Genomic DNA, 17565 nt, shown 5'->3' on the forward strand with positions numbered 1-17565 from the left:
GAGTCAAAAGGGGTGGGGGAGGCAGTTCGCCTGGCGCCAATGAACGGTACCGCGGAAACCCGATAAGCCTCAGCGCGACAACGACGTTGCTGCCAGGGAGTTTAGATAATCCCCAAAGCCTTCCTTGCAGCGGTAGTCCTTTCGAGCGCTGGTGGTGACGCTGTTCCCGGAAATCCACGCGATGGACGCCCCGATGCGCTGGAGGTCGGCGACCAGATGCACGTCCTCATGGGCGGCCAATGCCTTGAACCCGCCGGCGCGCCGATAGGCATCGGCACTCACCCCCAGGTTGGCGCCGTGGATGTGCCGGTGGTCATCGACCGGGCGGTACAGCGAATCGTAACGTTGACGCACATGCTCGGGATGCCCGGACCAGTCATCGACTTCGACAATGCCGCACACCGCGTCCACCTTCAGGCTGACCTGGTGCGCCAGCCAGGCGTAGGGCACGACGCTGTCGGCGTCAGTAAATGCCAGCCAGCGTGCGCGGCGCTCGAGCATCAGCCGTGCGCCCTCAGCGCGGGTCATGCCGACGTTGCGGTAGGCGCAGACGTGGGTCCTGACGCCGTGGGCCGCCGCGACCCGGGCCGATTTATCGGAGCAGTCATCGAGCATGATCAGAATTTCTACGGGCTCGCCGTGGAGGTCTTCGTGGACAGATGCGGCGATCAGGGATTTGATGCAGTCGTCCAGGAAATCTTCTTCGTTGTGTGCGGGGACAATAATTCCAATCATCGAAGTGTCTCGTCTCGGCACCTGCGCTGATCGCGGCGTCCTTCGATGTCGACCGAAGCGAGGGAAAATTGGTTTCAACTATTTTCGTTCGCGAAGACTAGCGTTTCGCTCTTCAGGGTCTGAGCAATACCCCTAGCGCACCGACGCCGCTGGTCAGCGGCGTCGGTGGCGTTACGTTGTCGCGTGCGAATCAGGCTTCAGCCCGCCAGCAGCGCCTTGGCAATGGCCTCGTTGAACGCCGGCAGATCGTCCGGCGTACGGGAGGTGATCAAGGTCCAGCCGTTGGCCGGGCATTCCTTGACCTCGGCGTCGACCCAATTGGCCGCGCCGGCATTGACCAGGTCAGTGCGCACGCTCGGGTATGAAGTCAGGGTCTTGCCTTCGATGACGCCGGCATCAATCAGCAGCCATGGACCATGGCAGATCGAGGCGACGGTTTTGCCGGCATCGGCGAACGCCTTGACCAGCTTCTGGGCATCGCTGTCCTGGCGCAGGGTGTCGGCGTTGACCGTGCCGCCGGGGATGACCAGTGCATCGAAGTCATTGGCAGACAAGCCGGCCAGCTTGGTGTCGGACGTCACGACGGCGTCTTTGTCGGTGTCGTTCAGGAACAGTTGCGCAGTGCCGCCTTCGATGGAGGCGTGGGTGACCGCAGCCCCCTGACCCTTCAATGCTTCCAGCGGCTTGAGCAGTTCGTCGCGCTCGATGCCGGTATTGGACGTGATGATCAAAACCTTCTTGCCGTTCAATTGATTGCTCATGCTTTCGCTTTCCTCTGAATTGAAGTGCTGAAGTTGAAACTGCACCTGCCGCGAGCAGGCGGTGTCACTTTCAGAGGAAGCTGGAAAAGCAAAGTTCAGCCCGATTGCGTGGCCGGGTTTGAGGACGGTGTCCCGGAACCCAGGCCGCGCACCCGGATTTCGGGGTCTGGGAACAATGTCGTGCGACGAAACGGCGCAGCGTGATTTACACCGTCGTCACAGGCATTCGCGAACGGCTTTTTCCAGCGCATTGCGGCCGAAAGCTGACGACAGCGGGGCGCGTTGATACAGGAAAACCCGGGTATTGGGGTTGCCTTTGTAGACCTCGAGAATCTCATCGGACGCGATCTTCCCGGAGACCAGCAGTTTGTAGTGGCCCTTGCTTTCGGTCATCGTCGTGCCGGGCTTGAGTTGTTGCCACTTGGGGTAGATGCAATTGGCGTAGTCGGACGGCGTCTTGGCGGTGTCGAAATTGAACGAGGGGTTGTTCGGTGTGGAGTTGCAACCCGTCAGTACCACGGCCATGGCGCAGCCCAGTAATGAGTACGGAAATAAACGGCGCATCAATTCATCCTGAATAAGAAAACGGAACAGTTCGACCGGGTCGATGGGCGCCTATGTTGACCAGCAACCGTGCAAATGAAAAGCACGGGTGATCAAAATTTTTCTCTCGCGTCCACACCTGTTGGCCGCAGCGCGCGTCGAGCCTGCGAGGGATTTTTCCAGCGTTTTTCCCTGTCCGCCACTGCGCCGTATGTTGCTCGGTTCGATTGACATTGCTCGGTTAATGAATAGAGTGAGCATAAACGAGCAGTCGTATTGTTGCGGCTTCTGGCTCGTCATCGCCTGATCGACGGAGAGCACATGCCACACGATGAACTGCACAGGGCTGCGCGCTCAGTCCTCATGCCGGCGATTTCCGGGCTGGCGCTGGATGAACCCCTGCGTCGCCATCTGCAAGCCGGCGGGGTGTCGGTATTGCTGGGCGAGACCCGCGACGAATACCTGGCCCGGAGCATGAGTTTCGAGCGCCGCCGCGCAGAGACCCATGGGCATTTTTCCGCCATTGCCAGGGAAGCGGCGCTCTTTGCGGCCGCGCCTGTGCTGATCGCTGTGGACCAGGAGCTCGGCGGTATCCAGCGCCTGCACGGTCTGGTCCCTGGCATGCCGAGCTCGACCGAACTGACGCGGATGAGCAGCGAAGACATCGAGGCGCGCTGTTACGAAATGGCCAGCTCGGCGCGGGTCATGGGCGTCAATCTCGCTCTGGCGCCCATTGTCGACGTGGTCACCGGGGTCAATCCCTGGCTGCATCAGCGCAATCTGGGTCCCGATCCCGTCGAAGTGGCGCGCATTGCCTGCGCATTCATCCGCGGTGTGCAGCGTGCCGGCGTGATCGCCACGGCCAAGCACTTTCCCGGTCATCACCGGGTCGAGCACGACCCGGCGACAGCGCGGGCATTCGTGCCCGATGACGCCGCCGCGCTCAGCGACGGACTGGACGTGTTCAGGCAGGTCATTGCAGCCGGCGTCGGGGCGATCATGCCCGGGCCTGCGGTGTTCCCGGCGCTGGATCCGCAGCAGTCAGCCAGCACCTCGGCGGCGGTGATCGGCATGCTGCGAGAGACCTTGGGTTTTGATGGGCTCATCGTGTCCGACGACCTCGACGCCGTGTCCATCCTGCGCGGCAACAGCATCGCCGACACCGCCATCGCGGCCCTGAATGCCGGCGCGCATCTGTTGCTGGTGTCAGCCGAAGCGGGCCTGGACGACCTCGCCCAAGCCATCGTCGATGCCGTGGCTCAGCGAGCACTTGATGCGCAACGCCTGCTGGCAGCGGCGCACACAGTCCGCGCCCACGCCCATGCATCCCGGGCCCAGGTGGAGGCAGGCCTGTACGTGTCCTACCCGGTCTCGGGTGGGCATCTGACCCGCCGAGTCATGATTTGAGCCCCCGCTGCTTGCTGCCGACCCCTTGCAGCTTGCAGCTTGCCGCTCACCCCATTTGTACTCCCGGCCCGCGCGTTCTACTCTCGCCCTTCTGTACACCCCACTCTGTACACCCAAAAGGAAGGCCCGATGAGCTGGTCCGCCACGCAGTACTCCCTGTTCGAGCAGCAACGCACCCGACCGGTCCGCGACCTCGTCGCCGCCATTCCTCTGGCGTCCGCGCAAACCGCCGTCGACCTCGGCTGCGGTCCCGGCAACTCAACCGAAGTGCTGGCCGAGCGCTTCCCGGAGGCCACGGTGACCGGGCTGGACAGCTCCGACGACATGCTGCGTGACGCCCGTCAGCGGCTGCCAAACGTGGCATTCGAGCTGGCCGACATCGGCGCCTGGACCCCGGCGCAGACCTACGACGTGATCCTTGCCAACGCCTCGCTGCAATGGGTGCCCGACCACGCGACGCTGTATCCGCGGCTGGTCAGCCGGCTGAATTCCGGTGGCGTGCTCGCGGTGCAGACGCCGGACAACCTGGAGGAGCCAGCCCATCGTCTGGCACGGGAAATCGCCGCGAGCAGCGAGTGGGCGAGCAGGATCGGCGACGTCACACACCCGGACCGACACCCAGCGGCCTATTATTTCGAGCTGCTGCGACCCCATTGCACTGAGGTCGATGTCTGGCGCACGACCTATCATCACCCGCTTGCCGGTGGGCACGGGGCGGTGGTCGAGTGGTTCAAGGGATCTGCGCTGCGGCCCTATTTGCAAAAGCTCGACGAGGCGGCGCAACAAGCGTTTCTTGAAACGTATCTGCGGGCGATCAGCCAGGCCTACCCGGCGCTGGACGACGGCACGGTGCTGCTGCCGTTCCCGCGCTTGTTCATCGTTGCGACACGTTGAAGCGTGCGGCTTGCGCGAAGCCCCTGTTGTGCGAGCCGTGATCGATACCGCCGTTTTCTGATGGAGTGAGCATGAGCAATGACCCCGCCGAACTGGCCGCGCGCCTGATTCGCAATTTCAATGATGTGCCGCTGCAGCACGAGCGACGCGACCCGCTGTACGAGAGCCACGCCGCACGCCTGGGCACCGACACCGCCGCGCAGAAGCTGGGCGCGTCGGTGGACATCGTCGCGCCGGGCAAGCGTTCTTGCCCCTATCATTTTCATTACGCGCAGGAAGAGATGTTCGTCATCCTCGACGGCGAAGGCACACTGCGGGTTGCGGGGCAAATGCTGCCGATCCGTAGCGGCGATGTGATCTTCATTCCGCCCGGTCCGGAGTACCCCCATCAGATCATCAACACTTCTGACGCGCCGCTGAAGTATTTATCCATCAGCACCTGCGAGACGCCTGAGGTGTGCGAATACCCGGATTCCGGCAAGTATCAGGCGATGGTCACCCTCAACGGAGCACGTGCGTTTGCGGCCGTGCAGCGCCCCGATGCGACACTGGATTACTGGGAGGGCGAGCCTTGATGCAAGAGTCATGTGTGCGCCGTTCGCTCGTTTGGTTATAACCATAGAACGTCTCGATCTAGGCTCGATATAAGAAAAACCGCAGTCCTTAGAGCAAAAATCGCTATCCTGCCCGCCGGCTTTTGAATGTGCAGTCAGGCAGAGCAATGGATTTTGGCAACGCAGGTTTCGTCGTCGCAGGGCTGGTGGTCGGTTTCATCGTTGGCATGACCGGGGTGGGCGGCGGATCGCTGATGACCCCTATTCTTCTGTGGTTCGGGATCAACCCCGCCACCGCGGTCGGCACCGACCTGCTGTACGCCGCCATCACGAAAAGTGGCGGCGTGCTGGTTCACAAAAAGAACGACAACATCGACTGGGGCATTACCGGCTGGCTGACCCTGGGCAGCGTGCCGGCTGCCGGGCTGACGCTGTGGTACCTGAACACCCTGCACACCGCACCGGACGCGATGAACCTGGTGATCAAACAGGCGCTGGGCGTGGTGCTGCTGCTGACGGCCCTGGCGATCTTTTTCAAGAAACGCCTGCTGGCATTTGCCCAGCGCCACGCCGGTGATCGTTACCGCCTCAGCAGCCGAAGCCTGAACGGGCTCACGGTGCTAACCGGCGTCATCCTCGGGACCATGGTCGCGCTGACGTCTATCGGCGCCGGCGCGCTCGGCACCGTGGCGCTGTTCCTGCTTTATCCCTTCCTCGAAACCCGGCGCCTGGTCGGCACCGAAATCGCCCATGCCGTGCCGCTCACCCTCGTCGCCGGCATCGGCCACGCCAGCATGGGCAACATGGACTGGTCGATGCTCGGCTACCTGCTGATGGGCTCGCTGCCGGGGATCTATATCGGCAGCCACCTGACCGGCCGCATCCCCGACGCCATCCTGCGCCCGTGCCTGGCGCTGATGCTGTTGGCGATCGGGTACAAATTGGCATTTTAAAAGCTCTTTAGAGGCGCCTGTCGACATAGCGGTCATGGGCGTCGGCCTGCTGGGTTGGGAACATCCGCGGGATCTTCAGCGGTCGGAATGCCGTCTTCGTGAGCAAGCTCACTCCCACAGGAGTGGATGCCGTGGCAGCTGGATCAGCGTTAGTCGAGAAGGCGTCAGTCGTCACCCCGCAAAATCGAGGATGCTCACACCGGGCGATTCCCGGCTGAAGCCGGTCCCACTATGTCCTGCATGCAGTCAGTGGGATTGGCGTTAACGCTGACTTGTAGGACCGGCTTTAGCAGGGAAGGCGTCAGTCGTCACCCCGCAAAAATCGAGGATGCTCGCACTGGCCACTTCCCGGCTGAAGCCGGTCCCACTAATGTCCTGTATGCAGTCAGTGGGATTGGCGTTGGCGCTGACTTGTAGGACCGGCTTTAGCCGGGAAGGCATCAGTCGTCACGCCGCAAAATCGAGGATGCTCGCACTGGCCTCTTCCCGGCTGAAGCCGGTCTCACTAATGTCCTGCATGCAACCAGTGAGAGCTGCAGCGACGCGAACCTGTGGGACCGGCTTTAGCCGGGAAGGGGTCATGCGTCACACCGCAGAATCGAGGGTGCTCATGCAGGTCTCTTCCCGGCTGAAGCCGGTCCTACTGCACCGCGTGCGCCTAGCAAGCACCGGCACGCATCGCGCGCACTTAGATCAGTTACCCGAGCGAAACGGAATGGGCTGGCGGGGCGCTTCGGGAGTGGTGTGCGGCTGCCCGACCATTTCGTCGTAGACCACCGGGTGGACGATGAACAGTTTGACTTCCTGGGTGGACGACAGGCATTTACGCGCTTCGTCGACCGAGGCTACGTGCAGGACTTTGCCGTCCGGGCTGGTAATGGCATTGGATTTGCCATCCATGAGCGCATGTATGGCGTACGAGCCACCTTCGATCGACATGAGATTGATCTCGGTGATCTCGCCGGCTTTGACGTGTTTGCTGAGCTTGTCCAGATCCATTACGGCACCTTAATTACGCACACGGGCGTTGTCTGTTCCATGGATTGATGCGAAACCGTTGATGCGGCCTGCATGCATTGGAAGAGCGCGGCGGTGCCAAGTTCAAGACAAAACGGGGGAGGCGGACGAGGGGCTTTCAGCGGGAGCAGCGCCGCGAGAACCGCCGTTGCCTGCCCATCGAAAACAGGCAGGCAACGGCGCTTCAGTCAGCAGAGCTTGTCGATGACGCGCAGGCCGGGCGCTTGCTGAACGGCGCCCCACTCACTGCTCAGGGTTTCCAGCACCTGACCGAGGAACTGCTTGTCCGCTGCGGCCTTCTTGCCCACGTAGCCGTGGCCCTTGCGGTACATCTTCAGCCGGGCACGCATGTGCGGGTGCTGACTCTCGAACTGTTCTTCTTCGGTGCAGGCACCGAGGCCGTCCATGTGCACGTTACCTTCCTCGCACACCCAGAGGATGTGGCTATCAAGGGAATCCTTGCGTGCGGCGAACAGTCGAGCCAATTGATCAATGGTAGGTTGGTTGTTCAGGTTCATGGTTGTTACCCCTTTTTGACCACTGGTTAATCTATCGAGTGAGTTCAAACGCAATGGCGAATCGTCCGTCGATTCGCAGTCCTTTCAGTCGCTGACAGGCAAGGTCCGTCGGTACACAGAGCCGGTGCCGGGCCGCGAGGGTATGGGTATTGATGAGCGCAGAGAAGGAAGGTCGAATCCGGGAGAGTAAGGGCGGACGCCTGAGGACACGTGCGACTGAGTGGTCGACCACAAGTGTCATGAGGACGTTTCGCCAGCACTCGGCCTGGTGGGTCGATCTTGCAGGTTCCGCTTCATCAATCTGCCTTGTGGGCAGCACACATCCAGAGGTTGTTCGACGGCTGTGTCGAACGGGCCCGGAATACTTTTGCCAGCTCTCCCGATCGGGGAGACGCCTGCACTATGCAGTCGGCAAAAGGCCTCGTCAACGGTTTTGTAGTGATTATTTTAGGGCGCTACATAATTTGTAGTTTCAGAACACGAAGGTCGATTCGTGACTACAAAGTCAATGAATCCGGGGGCACAGCACAGGGACGGAACGCAGAGGGGTAAAGGGGGGCTTGAAACGACACTTGCCCGCGACCGGATCAGTCAGCCCTTACATCTGGCTGACTGACCCCATCGCGGGCAAGCGGGTGTCGCTTGGAGTTCAGGCGAAACGCGTTACGCCTGTGGAGCCTTTTGCAGTTCAAACAGCAACAGCGAACGCGGCGTCACCGTGTACTCGCTGCCGAACTCGAACTGATCCGTGCCATCGATCTCTGGCTGATTGGTGTCAATCAGGCTGGTCCAGTTGAGGCCTTCCGGCACTTCCGGCAGCGTGAAGTTGACGCCGTCGTGGTGGGAGTTGACCAGCAGCAACAGCGTGGCCTCAGAGCCGCGACGACGGATACCGGTTTCCTGCGCGCGGCCATCCATCAGCATGCCCAGGCAGCGACCATTTGGATCTTCCCACTGCTCGATGCTCATCTCTTCGCCGCTTGGTGACAGCCAGGTCACGTCTTTTACGCCCAGTGCCTCGTTGTAATCGCCTACCAGGAAGCGGCTACGACGCAGGATCGGGTACGACTGACGCAGCTTGATCAGGCGCTTGACGAAGGCCAGAAGGGCCTTGCCGTCTTCGTCCAGGTCCCAGTTGACCCAGCCGATCTCGCTGTCCTGGCAATAGGCGTTGTTGTTGCCGTGCTGAGTGCGAGCGAACTCGTCACCGGCGACCACCATCGGCGTGCCCTGGGCCAGCAGCAGCGTCGAGAAGAAGTTACGCATCTGACGCAGACGCAGCGCGTTGATTTCCGGATCATCCGTCGGGCCTTCGACGCCACAGTTCCATGAACGGTTGTCGTTGCTGCCGTCCTGGTTGTTCTCGTCGTTATCCTCGTTGTGCTTGTCGTTGTACGACACCAGGTCGTGCAGCGTGAAGCCGTCGTGAGCAGTGATGAAGTTCACCGACGCGTACGGCCGACGGCCACGCTGGTTGAACAGGTTGCCCGACGCGGTCATGCGGTTGGCGAAGTCGGCGAGTTGGCCTTCGTCGCCTTTCCAGAACGCACGGATGTTGTCGCGGAACTTGTCGTTCCACTCCGCCCAACCCGGCGCGAAGTTGCCGACCTGGTAACCGCCTGGACCGCAGTCCCATGGCTCGGCGATCAGTTTCACCGAACGCAGCACCGGGTCCTGGCGGCAGGCCACGAGGAAGCTGTGGCGCTCGCTGAAACCGTCGTGGTAACGGCCGAGGATGGTGGCCAGGTCGAAGCGGAAGCCGTCGACATGCATTTCGGTCGCCCAGTAACGCAGCGAGTCGGTGACCATCTGCAGGACGCACGGGTGACTCAGGTCGAGGGTGTTGCCGGTACCGGAATCGTTGATGTAGTAACGCTTGTCATCCGGCATCAGGCGGTAATACGAGGCGTTGTCGATACCCCGCATTGACAGGGTCGGGCCGCGCTCGTTGCCTTCGGCGGTGTGGTTGTAGACCACGTCCAGGATCACTTCCAGGTTGGCATGGTGCATGTGCGCAACCATTTCCTTGAACTCGGAAATCTTGCCGTGGGCCAGGTAGCGCGGGTCCGGTGCAAAGAACGCCAGGGTGTTGTAGCCCCAGTAGTTGGTCATGCCTTTTTCCAGCAGATGCTGGTCGTTGACGAAGGCGTGGATCGGCAGCAATTCGATCGAGGTCACGCCCAGACCTTTGATGTGCTTGATCACGTCATCGACCATCAGGCCGGCGAACGTGCCTTTGACTTCATCGGGCACGGACGGGTGACGCATGGTGAAACCGCGGGTGTGGGTCTCGTAGAAAATCGTCTTGTCCCACGGTACGTCCACGCGCTGTTCACGGCCCCAGGTGTAGGCAGGGTCGATGACTTTGCACTTCGGCACGAAGGGCGCGCTGTCACGCTCGTCGAAGCTCAGGTCGTCGTCCGGGTGACCGATGGTGTAACCGAACAGCGCCTCAGACCACTTCAACTCGCCGACCAGTTGCTTTGCATACGGGTCGATCAGCAGTTTGTTGTGGTTGAAGCGGTGGCCGTTCTTCGGATCGTACGGACCGTAAACCCGGTAGCCATACACCTGACCCGGGTGGGCGTCGGGCAGGTAACCGTGGTAGATCTCGTCAGTGTATTCCGGGAGCTCTATACGCTCAAGCTCGACTTCGCCGGCGGAGTCGAACAGGCACAGTTCGACCTTGGTGGCGTTGGCGGAGAAGATGGCGAAGTTGACGCCGAGGCCGTCCCAACTGGCGCCGAGCGGGAAGGGCAGGCCTTCCCGAATGCGCGAGGCCGTGACTTCGGGGCTGCCAGCGTTGCCGGATTCATTCTGTGTAGCGGATTTCTTATCTTGCGTGCTCATGTGTATTCCTGACGTGCGAATGAGTTCCTGAAGGCGAACAAAGCCGTGGCCTCAGTACAGGACTGCGCCATCGATGCAACAGGTTTGAAAGTTACCGCAGGGTGACGACGGTTGTGAGTCGGACCCTGCGGTAGGGGTGTTAGCTGCGCAGCAGTGACGCGTTACGGTGTGTCATCAAGATGCAGGCTTGGTCGCGGCAGGCTTCTTGGCAGAAGACTTGGCCGCAGGCTTGGCCGGTTTGGCAGCATCGGCGCCGCTTGCAGCCGCCTTGGGCTTCGCAGGCGCCTTGGCTGCAGGCTTGGCGTCAGCTTTTGCTGCGGGCTTGGCTGCAGCCTGATCAGCGGAGCTCTCTGCTGATTTTGCTGTTGATGCAGCTGCAGATTTGGCTGCAGGCTTTGCAGCAGACTTCGCAGCGGGTTTTGCAGCAGCCTTAGGGGCAGGTTTGGCGGCGGCAGCCTTGGGCTCCGCTTTGCCGTCAAGCTTGGACTTCGCCGTCTTTGCAGCAGCCGGTTTTTTAGGCGACTTCGCCTCGGCGGCGGCCAGCTTGCGAGCCATTTCCCAGTGGCGGGCATCTTGCCCATGTGGCTTGCCTTCCGTTTCCCAAATCTGGTGGGCAAGCTCGCTGATTCTTTTATCGTCGGCACTCATCTCGACACTCCCGGTATCACAAGGTTTGTATAAGCAGGTTTACAGAAATTTCCTTGAGCGCTGCGCTGAGCAACATTTCCTTGCTGGATGTGACTGTAGCCTGTGAAAAAAGTCCCTTCCAATTTGGATGTGAATCAGCGAACGACAGGTTGATTCGTGTATCGCCCCAATTTGCTGCATTGATGAATGGAGTTTGCGCAGTACCCAATAGTTCAGCCGGCAAGCGCGGAACCACAACAATAGCCCGCATCTCTTTCGTCACCCGGGCAAAAGCGATGACGTGGTCGGCTTTTTCACCCACCACTTCAAGGGGTAGATATTCGCCTTCACTGAACAGCGCGGGGTACTCATTGCGCAGGCTAAGCACCTGGGCAATCAACGCCTGCTTGATCCGGCCGTCGTGCCACTGGTTCAACAGCTCGGCGACCGGCACGGACGCCTGCAACGCACGTTCGCGAGCGGGGTAATCTACCGGACGACGGTTGTCCGGATCCACCAGGCTGAAGTCCCAGAATTCGGTGCCCTGATACAGATCAGGTACGCCGGGCGCGGTCATACGCAGCAAAGTTTGCGCCAGACTGTTGAGCGCGCCGGCCGCTGCGATGCGATTGGCCGTGGCACCAATGGATTGACGCAGTGCCAGACCGTCAGCGTTCAGCAGCACGTGCTGAAGAAACTCGCGGCACGCGGTCTCGTAGGCTTCGTTGGGCGCGCTCCAGCTGCTGTGCAGTTTGGCTTCGCGCAGGGCCTTTTCCTGCCACTGAGTCAGGCGCTTGGCGTAGGCTTCGAAGGCCGGCTCGCCTTCGAGGTCCAGCGGCCAGCTGCCAATGATCGCCTGATACAGCATCAACTCGTCACCGGGGCTGATGTGGGTGTCACCCGCCTTGAGCGGCGCCGACAGCTGCTGCCAGCGCTCGACTTGCTCGGCATACCACGGCGCTAGCTCGCTGAGCACAGCCAGGCGGGTGCGTGTGTCTTCGCCGCGCTTGTGGTCGTGGGTCGCGGTGGTCAGCAGGTTGTTCGGGAAGCTCTTGTGCCGCTCGATGGAGACCTGATGAAACGCCTCCACCGGCGCACTGAAATGTTGCGGATGGAAGCCCACGTCGTTGCGTGAGAGCAGCACGGCAGAGCGATAGAACGAGGTGTCTTCCACCGACTTCGCCGCCACCGGGGAGGTCAGCTGCTGGAAACGGTTGCCAGCCTTGCGGCGCATTTCGCGCAGCGGGCCCGTCGGATAGTCGCGGAGCTTCTCGCCACCCAGCCACAGCTTGAGCGAGTCCAGCACCGGCCAGTCGCCTTCGCTGAGCATTTCGCGTGCACCGTCCATGGCCTGCTGAAAGAAACGCTCGTCTTCGGCAGAACGGCCGCAGGCGGTCAGGTAGGTGCGGTAAACCGGGAAGTTGCTGACCAGCGCCAGCAACGCACGGCGAATGGCACCGAGGGTCAGGTCGCGGGTCATCACGTCACTGCGGGACACCTGCAACAGCGCCTGGGCCAGGTTCTCGAAATCCCCGCCAGGGTGCCGTGCAGGACCAGATCGCGGGCTTCCAACACTTCCTTATTGAAGTCGGCCGTGCGCCCGCTGATGCGGCTCCACAGCTCTCCCAGCACGGCTTCGCCTTTCGGGTCGTGCTGCAGCAACGACACCTGGTTCATGAATTCATAACCGGTGGTGCCGTCGACGTTCCAGTCCGTACGCAGCTGCTCATCAGGGCCGAGGATCTTCTCGACGAAGATCGGCAGGCGATCCACCTCAGTGCCCGCCGGGCGCAGCTTCATCAGGCTGTCGACGCGACGACGCAGCTTGCGGCAGTAACCGCGCGGATCGGCCAGGCCATCGATGTGGTCAATGCGCAGGCCGTCCACGAGGCCTTTGGCAATGAGTTCGAAGATCTTCCCGTGGGTGGCCTCGAACACCTGCGAGCGTTCGACCTTCAGGCCGCCCAGCTCGTTAATGTCGAAGAAGCGCCGCCAGTTGATGTCGTCGCCCGCCGTACGCCAGCTGGCCAGACGGTAATCCTGCTGCTCAAGCAAACGGTGCAGACGATCGAAGCCTTCCGGTTTGCTGGAATCAAAATCCGCCAGGCCTTCTTCCACGGCTTTGACCAGCTCGGGCCTGGCTTTGACCGCTTCGGCCAACTCCGCCTTGGCCTGACGGGCACGCTCGTAGGCCTGAGGGTAGTGATCGAGCTCCGCGAAACGCTGGGCCAGTTCGTCCAGTTCGGGACGTTTCGCCGCCTTCAGCAGCGGCGCATACGTGGCCGGGTTGATCGGGAAGTGATGCTGATAGTGCTCGGCATGGAAGCTGCCATTTTCAGCATCGAAGCGCAGGGGCACTTCGCCGTTCTGCAAGACGGTGCCGTAGTCGGTGCTCAGGAACGGCAGCAACAGTTGGCCCTTCAGCAGCGGGTCCGGGGAATTCCACTGAATGTCGAAAAACTTCGCGTAAGGACTGCGTTGACCCCATTCGAGCAGGTCAAGCCACCACGGGTTGTCGTTGCCGCCGACCGCCATGTGGTTGGAGACGATGTCGAGAATCAGGCCCATGCCGTGCTCACGCAGCGCCGCAACCAGGCGCAGCAATGCTGGCTCACCGCCCAGTTCGGGGTTGATCACCCGTGGGTCGACCACGTCATAACCGTGCATGGAACCGGCGCGGGCTTTCAGCAGGGGCGAGGCGTAGATGTGGCTGATGCCGAGGCTGGCGAAGTACGGCACCAGCCTGGTAGCGTCGTCCAGCGTAAAGTCTTTGTGAAACTGCAGGCGCTGGGTGGCGCGCAGGGATTTAAGAGGGGTACTCATTTTTGATCACGCTCCGCGGCTTGTTGCCGTGCCGCTGCCAGAATTTTCAGACGTCGCGCCGCATCGGCGTTGTCCAGTAGTGAACCGCTGTTGCCGTTGAGCCGACGTCGCCAGTTAGGGTGGCTGTCGATGGTGCCGGGGAAGTTCGCCTGCTCTTCGATACCGAGGGCGTCCTCGATAGGGAGCAGCACCAGCGGTGCCGGGGTGTGGCCGAGGTACGCAATGCTGTAATCTATGACGTCCTTCGCAGCATCGCCTGGCAGCGTGTAGTTCTGCTTGAGCGCTGTAATCAGCCCCTTGCGTTCCCTGTCGCGGCCGTCGCGCATTTTTTGCTCGGCTTCGTCATCGACAAGCCCAAGCTTCTTGTTCCAGTCCACATCCAGCTCGCTCAGCCAGCCGGTGAGGGTGGGCAGGTCGTGGGTGCTGGTGGTGGCCAGTGCGTCCCTGGACCACTTCGTGATGGGCTTGAACGTCGCGTCATCCTGTTCGAACAACAGCACGCGCATGCCAAGAATCTCGCGCTCGGACAATTTCTCGTGGAGACCTTCTGGCACGGTGCCGAGGTCTTCGCCGAGCACGATCGCCTCATGACGCCAAGACTCCAGGCTCAACAGGCGCAGCATGTCGTCCAGCGGGTAGTTCAGATAAGCGCCTTCACTCGCAGGGGATCCCAACGGGACTACCCACAAACGCTGCAGCCCCATCACATGGTCGATGCGCAGGCCACCGGCGTGGGCAAAGTTGGCGCGAAGCATTTCAATGAACGCTTGAAAACCGTTGCGTTTGAGGCCCGTCGGCGAGAACGCCGAGATCCCCAGCTCTGACCCGAGCGGTTGAGAATGTCCGGCGGCGCGCCCACGGTCAGGGAGGAGAGCAACTCGTCCTGACGACTCCAGGCCTGACTGCCGGCACCGTCGGCACCCACAGCCAGATCACCGATCAGGCCGACGCTCATGCCGCTCGATCGTGCGGCGGTCTGCGCGCGCTCAAGGCCGCGAGCTATCAGCCACTGGGCGAAAGCGTGGAAGCCGATCTCTTTCTCGTGCTTGGCGGCGAAGGCGTCGAGAGCAGGGTTCTTGGGATTCTTGTACTGCTCCGGCCACTCGTGCCAGTTGCCACCGATGCCCAATTCGTCGCCAGCATCGCGCAAGGCTTCGAAACGGCAATGGTTTTCCAGGGCTTCACCGCCTGCACGGCGGAAGCTTTTGAAGTCCTCATGGAAAGGGTGATCGCTGCCGATGAAACCGGCATACAACTCACGCAGCAGGGCATATTTTGCTTTGGCCGCGGCGGGCCATTCGATCAGCTCAAGAGATTCCAGACGCTTGAACTCGTCGGCCAATCCGGCTTTCTCGATTGCCAGCTCAACCGCGCGGTCACCGAGAATGGTGCCCGGCGCTGCGTACAGCGCATTGAGGAACAGGCGGCTGGACGGCGAGTAAGGGCTGTAGCGCTCGCTGTCGTTGGAGAACATCGCGTGAACCGGGCTGATCGCCACGGCCGACGCGCCACGCGTGCCAGCGTCGCGAACGAAGGCTTCCAGCCCCTGGGTGTCGCCGATGCCGCCATCGCCTTCGCGACGCAGGTAGTACAGCTGAGTGGTCAGGCCCCAGTCGCGGGCAATCGCTTGCTTGCCGGCCATGGTCAGGCTGAAGCACGTCTTCGGCGCGACGGCGATGGTCAACTGCTGGCCATCGACGTCCAACTGGTGATAGCCAACGGCGGCCAGCCCTGGCAGGGCAGCCTTGTCGGTCAGCTTCGCCTCAAGCAGGGAGCCGTCTTCCAGCGTCAGCTTGAACGCGGTGGCTGGCGCGAACCAGCTCGACAGGTCCAGATCCTTGCCATGGTCGACGGTCATCAACGGTGGCGGGGTGGCCGGCTGGCTTTCTTCGTTCAGGCGTTTAAGGCTCGCCTCGACGTCTTGTTCGGTATCGGCGGGGTAACCCAGACCGCCGAGCACCTTGCGCAGGACCTCAGGGCTTACATGTTGCGGTTTGGCGTTGGCGTCCTTCCAGTCAACCGACAGGCCCGCTTGGGCTGCCAGCGTTTCCAGTTGCTCATTGCTCATCCTGTTCCTCCACAACGTCACTCGATTTCAGGCTGACAATGGCCGTGTAGGGATTGAGGGTGGCGGAGGGGAAAGTTCTGCGGACTTGGCGTGGGACTGATGAAGCACTCGGTAAGCCGTAAAATCGTCCGTCTCGACCGATTCGGCGCTGAGGTTCAGGTCGATGCGCAACTCGCTGCCGTCGCCCAGTTCCCAGCGTGCGCTGACGGCTTTGTCGCCCAGCTCTTTCACGCCCAATGCACTGGCGCCGTGCAGGCGAGGGAAGAGCTCGGTCTTGCGAATGTGCAGCAAGGTTTTGTAGAGCTCAAGCCAGTTGCGATGGTCCTGACCCTTGTCGGTTTCCAGCAGCAACGCATCGAACGCCGGGCGCGAGGCCTCGAAGGTTTTCAGCGCGTTGGGATCAGGGATCTGTTGGCGCTTGGCCGGATCCTTGAACGCGGCGAAATCCTTGAACTCGCCCCGACGTCCTTCACGCACGGCGTCTGCCAGCTCGTCATGGAAGTCAGTGAAGAACAGGAACGGCTCGCTTGCGCCCCACTCATCGCCCATGAACATCAGCGGGATCATCGGTGACAGCAGCAACAGCGCGGTCGCCGCCTGCAACGCCTGGGGCGGGCACAGTTGCACCAGACGCTCGCCGAAGGCCCGGTTGCCGATCTGGTCATGGTTCTGCAGAAACAACACGAAGGAGGTTGGCGGCAGGTGGCCGCTCGGTTCGCCCCGGGCGTGGCCATGACGGGTGGATTCGCCTTGATAGACAAAGCCTTCGCCCAGCAGACGCGCAAGCTTTTGCGTGGGTTTTTCGGCGAAGTCGGTGTAGTACGCGTCAGTCTCGCCGGTCAGCAGGACGTGCAGCGTGTTGTGGCCGTCATCGTCCCACTGGGCGTCGTAGCCCTGATCCATGCGCTTGGCTTCGTTGAACTCGTTTTCCAGGGTCAGCCAGACGTGACGCTCTGACGGAATCGTCTCACGTACGTGTTCAGCCAGGTCTTGCAGAAAGGTCGGGTCTTCGATGGCGTGCACGGCGTCGAAGCGCAGGCCGTCGAACCGGTAATCCTGGAGCCACATCATCGTGTTGCCGATGAAGAAGTCGCGCACTTCGCTGCGACGGAAATCGATCGCATCGCCCCACGGAGTCTTTTTGTCGCTGCGGAAGAAGTGCTTGGCGTAGGCGCCGAGGTAGTTGCCGTCCGGGCCGAAGTGGTTGTAGACCACGTCGAGAACGACCGCCAGACCCAGACCGTGAGCGGTGTCGATCAGGTGCTTGAGTTGCTCGGGCGTGCCATAGGATGACTGCGCAGCGTAGGGCAATACGCCGTCGTAGCCCCAGTTGCGATCACCCGGAAATTGCGCAATGGGCATCAACTCGATGGCGGTGATACCGGTGTCCACCAAATGCTGCAGGCGCTGTTCAACGCCTTTAAAGCCACCCAGTGCACCGACGTGCAGCTCGTAAATGACGGCCTCGTGCCAAGGCCGTCCCTGCCACTCGGTGTTCTTCCATTGATAGGCGGCCTGGTCGACGACGATGCTGTAGCCGTGCACGTCGCCGTCCTGAGCCCGGGAAGCCGGGTCAGGAACGGTGAGGTTGTTTTGTCCATCGAGGGCGACGTTGAAGCGATAACGCGTGCCGGCGCCGCAGTCGGTGTCGAGGACGAACCAGCCGTCCTGCTCTGACTGAAGGGCCTGGGCAGGCCCGTTTTCGAATTCGACGATGACGCTTTTGGCATCCGGTGCCCAGAGGGCGAACCGAGTATGTTGTGAATCCAGCATGATGGCGCCGTGGCGCCAGTTTTGATCCGTGCGCGAAGGCAT

The 17565-nt window shown here is 61.5% G+C and carries 11 protein-coding genes and 3 pseudogenes; 4 read left to right on the plus strand and 10 right to left on the minus strand.

Features of this window, described 5'->3' with window-relative positions:
- Positions 1-69: 69 nt before the first annotated feature.
- The 3 genes from JN403_RS14955 to JN403_RS14965 all read right to left on the minus strand — a co-directional run bounded on the left by JN403_RS14955 (position 70) and on the right by JN403_RS14965 (position 2060).
- Complete coding sequence (locus JN403_RS14955) at positions 70-735, minus strand: glycosyltransferase (RefSeq protein ID WP_205483000.1); 666 nt, start codon at positions 733-735, stop codon at positions 70-72.
- A 197-nt stretch (positions 736-932) separates the two neighbouring features.
- On the minus strand, positions 933-1496 hold the full coding sequence (locus JN403_RS14960) for a type 1 glutamine amidotransferase domain-containing protein (RefSeq protein ID WP_172612595.1): 564 nt from the start codon (positions 1494-1496) through the stop codon (positions 933-935).
- 216 nt (positions 1497-1712) lie between these two features.
- Positions 1713-2060 (minus strand): hypothetical protein, encoded by a 348-nt coding sequence (locus JN403_RS14965; protein ID WP_205483002.1) that lies wholly within the window; start codon positions 2058-2060, stop codon positions 1713-1715.
- A 300-nt stretch (positions 2061-2360) separates the two neighbouring features.
- Here JN403_RS14965 and JN403_RS14970 point away from each other — a divergent pair, with 300 nt between their 5' ends.
- The 4 genes from JN403_RS14970 to JN403_RS14985 all read left to right on the plus strand — a co-directional run bounded on the left by JN403_RS14970 (position 2361) and on the right by JN403_RS14985 (position 5847).
- Positions 2361-3446: a glycoside hydrolase family 3 protein gene (locus JN403_RS14970; protein WP_205483005.1), complete on the plus strand. Its 1086-nt coding sequence runs from the start codon at positions 2361-2363 to the stop codon at positions 3444-3446.
- A 129-nt stretch (positions 3447-3575) separates the two neighbouring features.
- The gene (tam, locus tag JN403_RS14975) at positions 3576-4340 is read left to right on the plus strand and encodes a trans-aconitate 2-methyltransferase (RefSeq protein ID WP_205483006.1); all 765 of its coding nucleotides are present in this window, start codon (positions 3576-3578) and stop codon (positions 4338-4340) included.
- Positions 4341-4411: 71 nt separating this feature from the next.
- Positions 4412-4915: a cupin domain-containing protein gene (locus JN403_RS14980; protein ID WP_205483007.1), complete on the plus strand. Its 504-nt coding sequence runs from the start codon at positions 4412-4414 to the stop codon at positions 4913-4915.
- 146 nt (positions 4916-5061) lie between these two features.
- The gene (locus tag JN403_RS14985) at positions 5062-5847 is read left to right on the plus strand and encodes a sulfite exporter TauE/SafE family protein (protein WP_122534620.1); all 786 of its coding nucleotides are present in this window, start codon (positions 5062-5064) and stop codon (positions 5845-5847) included.
- A gap of 693 nt (positions 5848-6540) precedes the next feature.
- On the opposite strand, the gene JN403_RS14990 is transcribed toward JN403_RS14985, so the two are convergent.
- The 7 genes and pseudogenes from JN403_RS14990 to treZ all read right to left on the minus strand — a co-directional run bounded on the left by JN403_RS14990 (position 6541) and on the right by treZ (position 17565).
- Positions 6541-6846, minus strand: a complete 306-nt coding sequence (locus tag JN403_RS14990; protein ID WP_205483008.1) for a DUF6482 family protein — start codon at positions 6844-6846, stop codon at positions 6541-6543.
- Between the two features lie 206 nt (positions 6847-7052).
- Positions 7053-7382, minus strand: a complete 330-nt coding sequence (locus JN403_RS14995) for a hypothetical protein (RefSeq protein WP_074885710.1) — start codon at positions 7380-7382, stop codon at positions 7053-7055.
- Positions 7383-8045: 663 nt separating this feature from the next.
- Entirely contained in the window at positions 8046-10232 is a 2187-nt protein-coding gene (gene glgX / locus JN403_RS15000) for a glycogen debranching protein GlgX (protein WP_122534623.1), read from the minus strand.
- Between the two features lie 174 nt (positions 10233-10406).
- Positions 10407-10880, minus strand: coding sequence for a DUF2934 domain-containing protein (locus JN403_RS15005; protein ID WP_205483009.1), 474 nt, complete (start codon positions 10878-10880; stop codon positions 10407-10409).
- A gap of 16 nt (positions 10881-10896) precedes the next feature.
- Positions 10897-13682: pseudogene (locus JN403_RS15010) on the minus strand (malto-oligosyltrehalose synthase).
- Positions 13679-15750 (minus strand): annotated as a pseudogene (gene malQ / locus JN403_RS15015) (4-alpha-glucanotransferase). Before malQ ends, JN403_RS15010 begins: the two co-directional pseudogenes overlap by 4 nt.
- Positions 15740-17565 (minus strand): annotated as a pseudogene (gene treZ / locus JN403_RS15020) (malto-oligosyltrehalose trehalohydrolase). The pseudogenes malQ and treZ overlap by 11 nt, the downstream one beginning before the upstream one ends.

The organism is Pseudomonas sp. 15A4, assembly GCF_016925575.1.
Classification (GTDB): Bacteria; Pseudomonadota; Gammaproteobacteria; order Pseudomonadales; family Pseudomonadaceae; genus Aquipseudomonas.

Coding starts and splice junctions, on each gene's coding strand:
- tam (WP_205483006.1), top strand. CDS start 3,576: ATGAGCTGGTCCGCCACGCAGTACTCCCTGTTCGAGCAGCAACGCACC.
- JN403_RS14970 (WP_205483005.1), top strand. CDS start 2,361: ATGCCACACGATGAACTGCACAGGGCTGCGCGCTCAGTCCTCATGCCG.
- JN403_RS15005 (WP_205483009.1), bottom strand. CDS start 10,880: ATGAGTGCCGACGATAAAAGAATCAGCGAGCTTGCCCACCAGATTTGG.
- JN403_RS14965 (WP_205483002.1), bottom strand. CDS start 2,060: ATGCGCCGTTTATTTCCGTACTCATTACTGGGCTGCGCCATGGCCGTG.
- glgX (WP_122534623.1), bottom strand. CDS start 10,232: ATGAGCACGCAAGATAAGAAATCCGCTACACAGAATGAATCCGGCAAC.
- JN403_RS14985 (WP_122534620.1), top strand. CDS start 5,062: ATGGATTTTGGCAACGCAGGTTTCGTCGTCGCAGGGCTGGTGGTCGGT.
- JN403_RS14995 (WP_074885710.1), bottom strand. CDS start 7,382: ATGAACCTGAACAACCAACCTACCATTGATCAATTGGCTCGACTGTTC.
- JN403_RS14960 (WP_172612595.1), bottom strand. CDS start 1,496: ATGAGCAATCAATTGAACGGCAAGAAGGTTTTGATCATCACGTCCAAT.
- JN403_RS14980 (WP_205483007.1), top strand. CDS start 4,412: ATGAGCAATGACCCCGCCGAACTGGCCGCGCGCCTGATTCGCAATTTC.
- JN403_RS14990 (WP_205483008.1), bottom strand. CDS start 6,846: ATGGATCTGGACAAGCTCAGCAAACACGTCAAAGCCGGCGAGATCACC.
- JN403_RS14955 (WP_205483000.1), bottom strand. CDS start 735: ATGATTGGAATTATTGTCCCCGCACACAACGAAGAAGATTTCCTGGAC.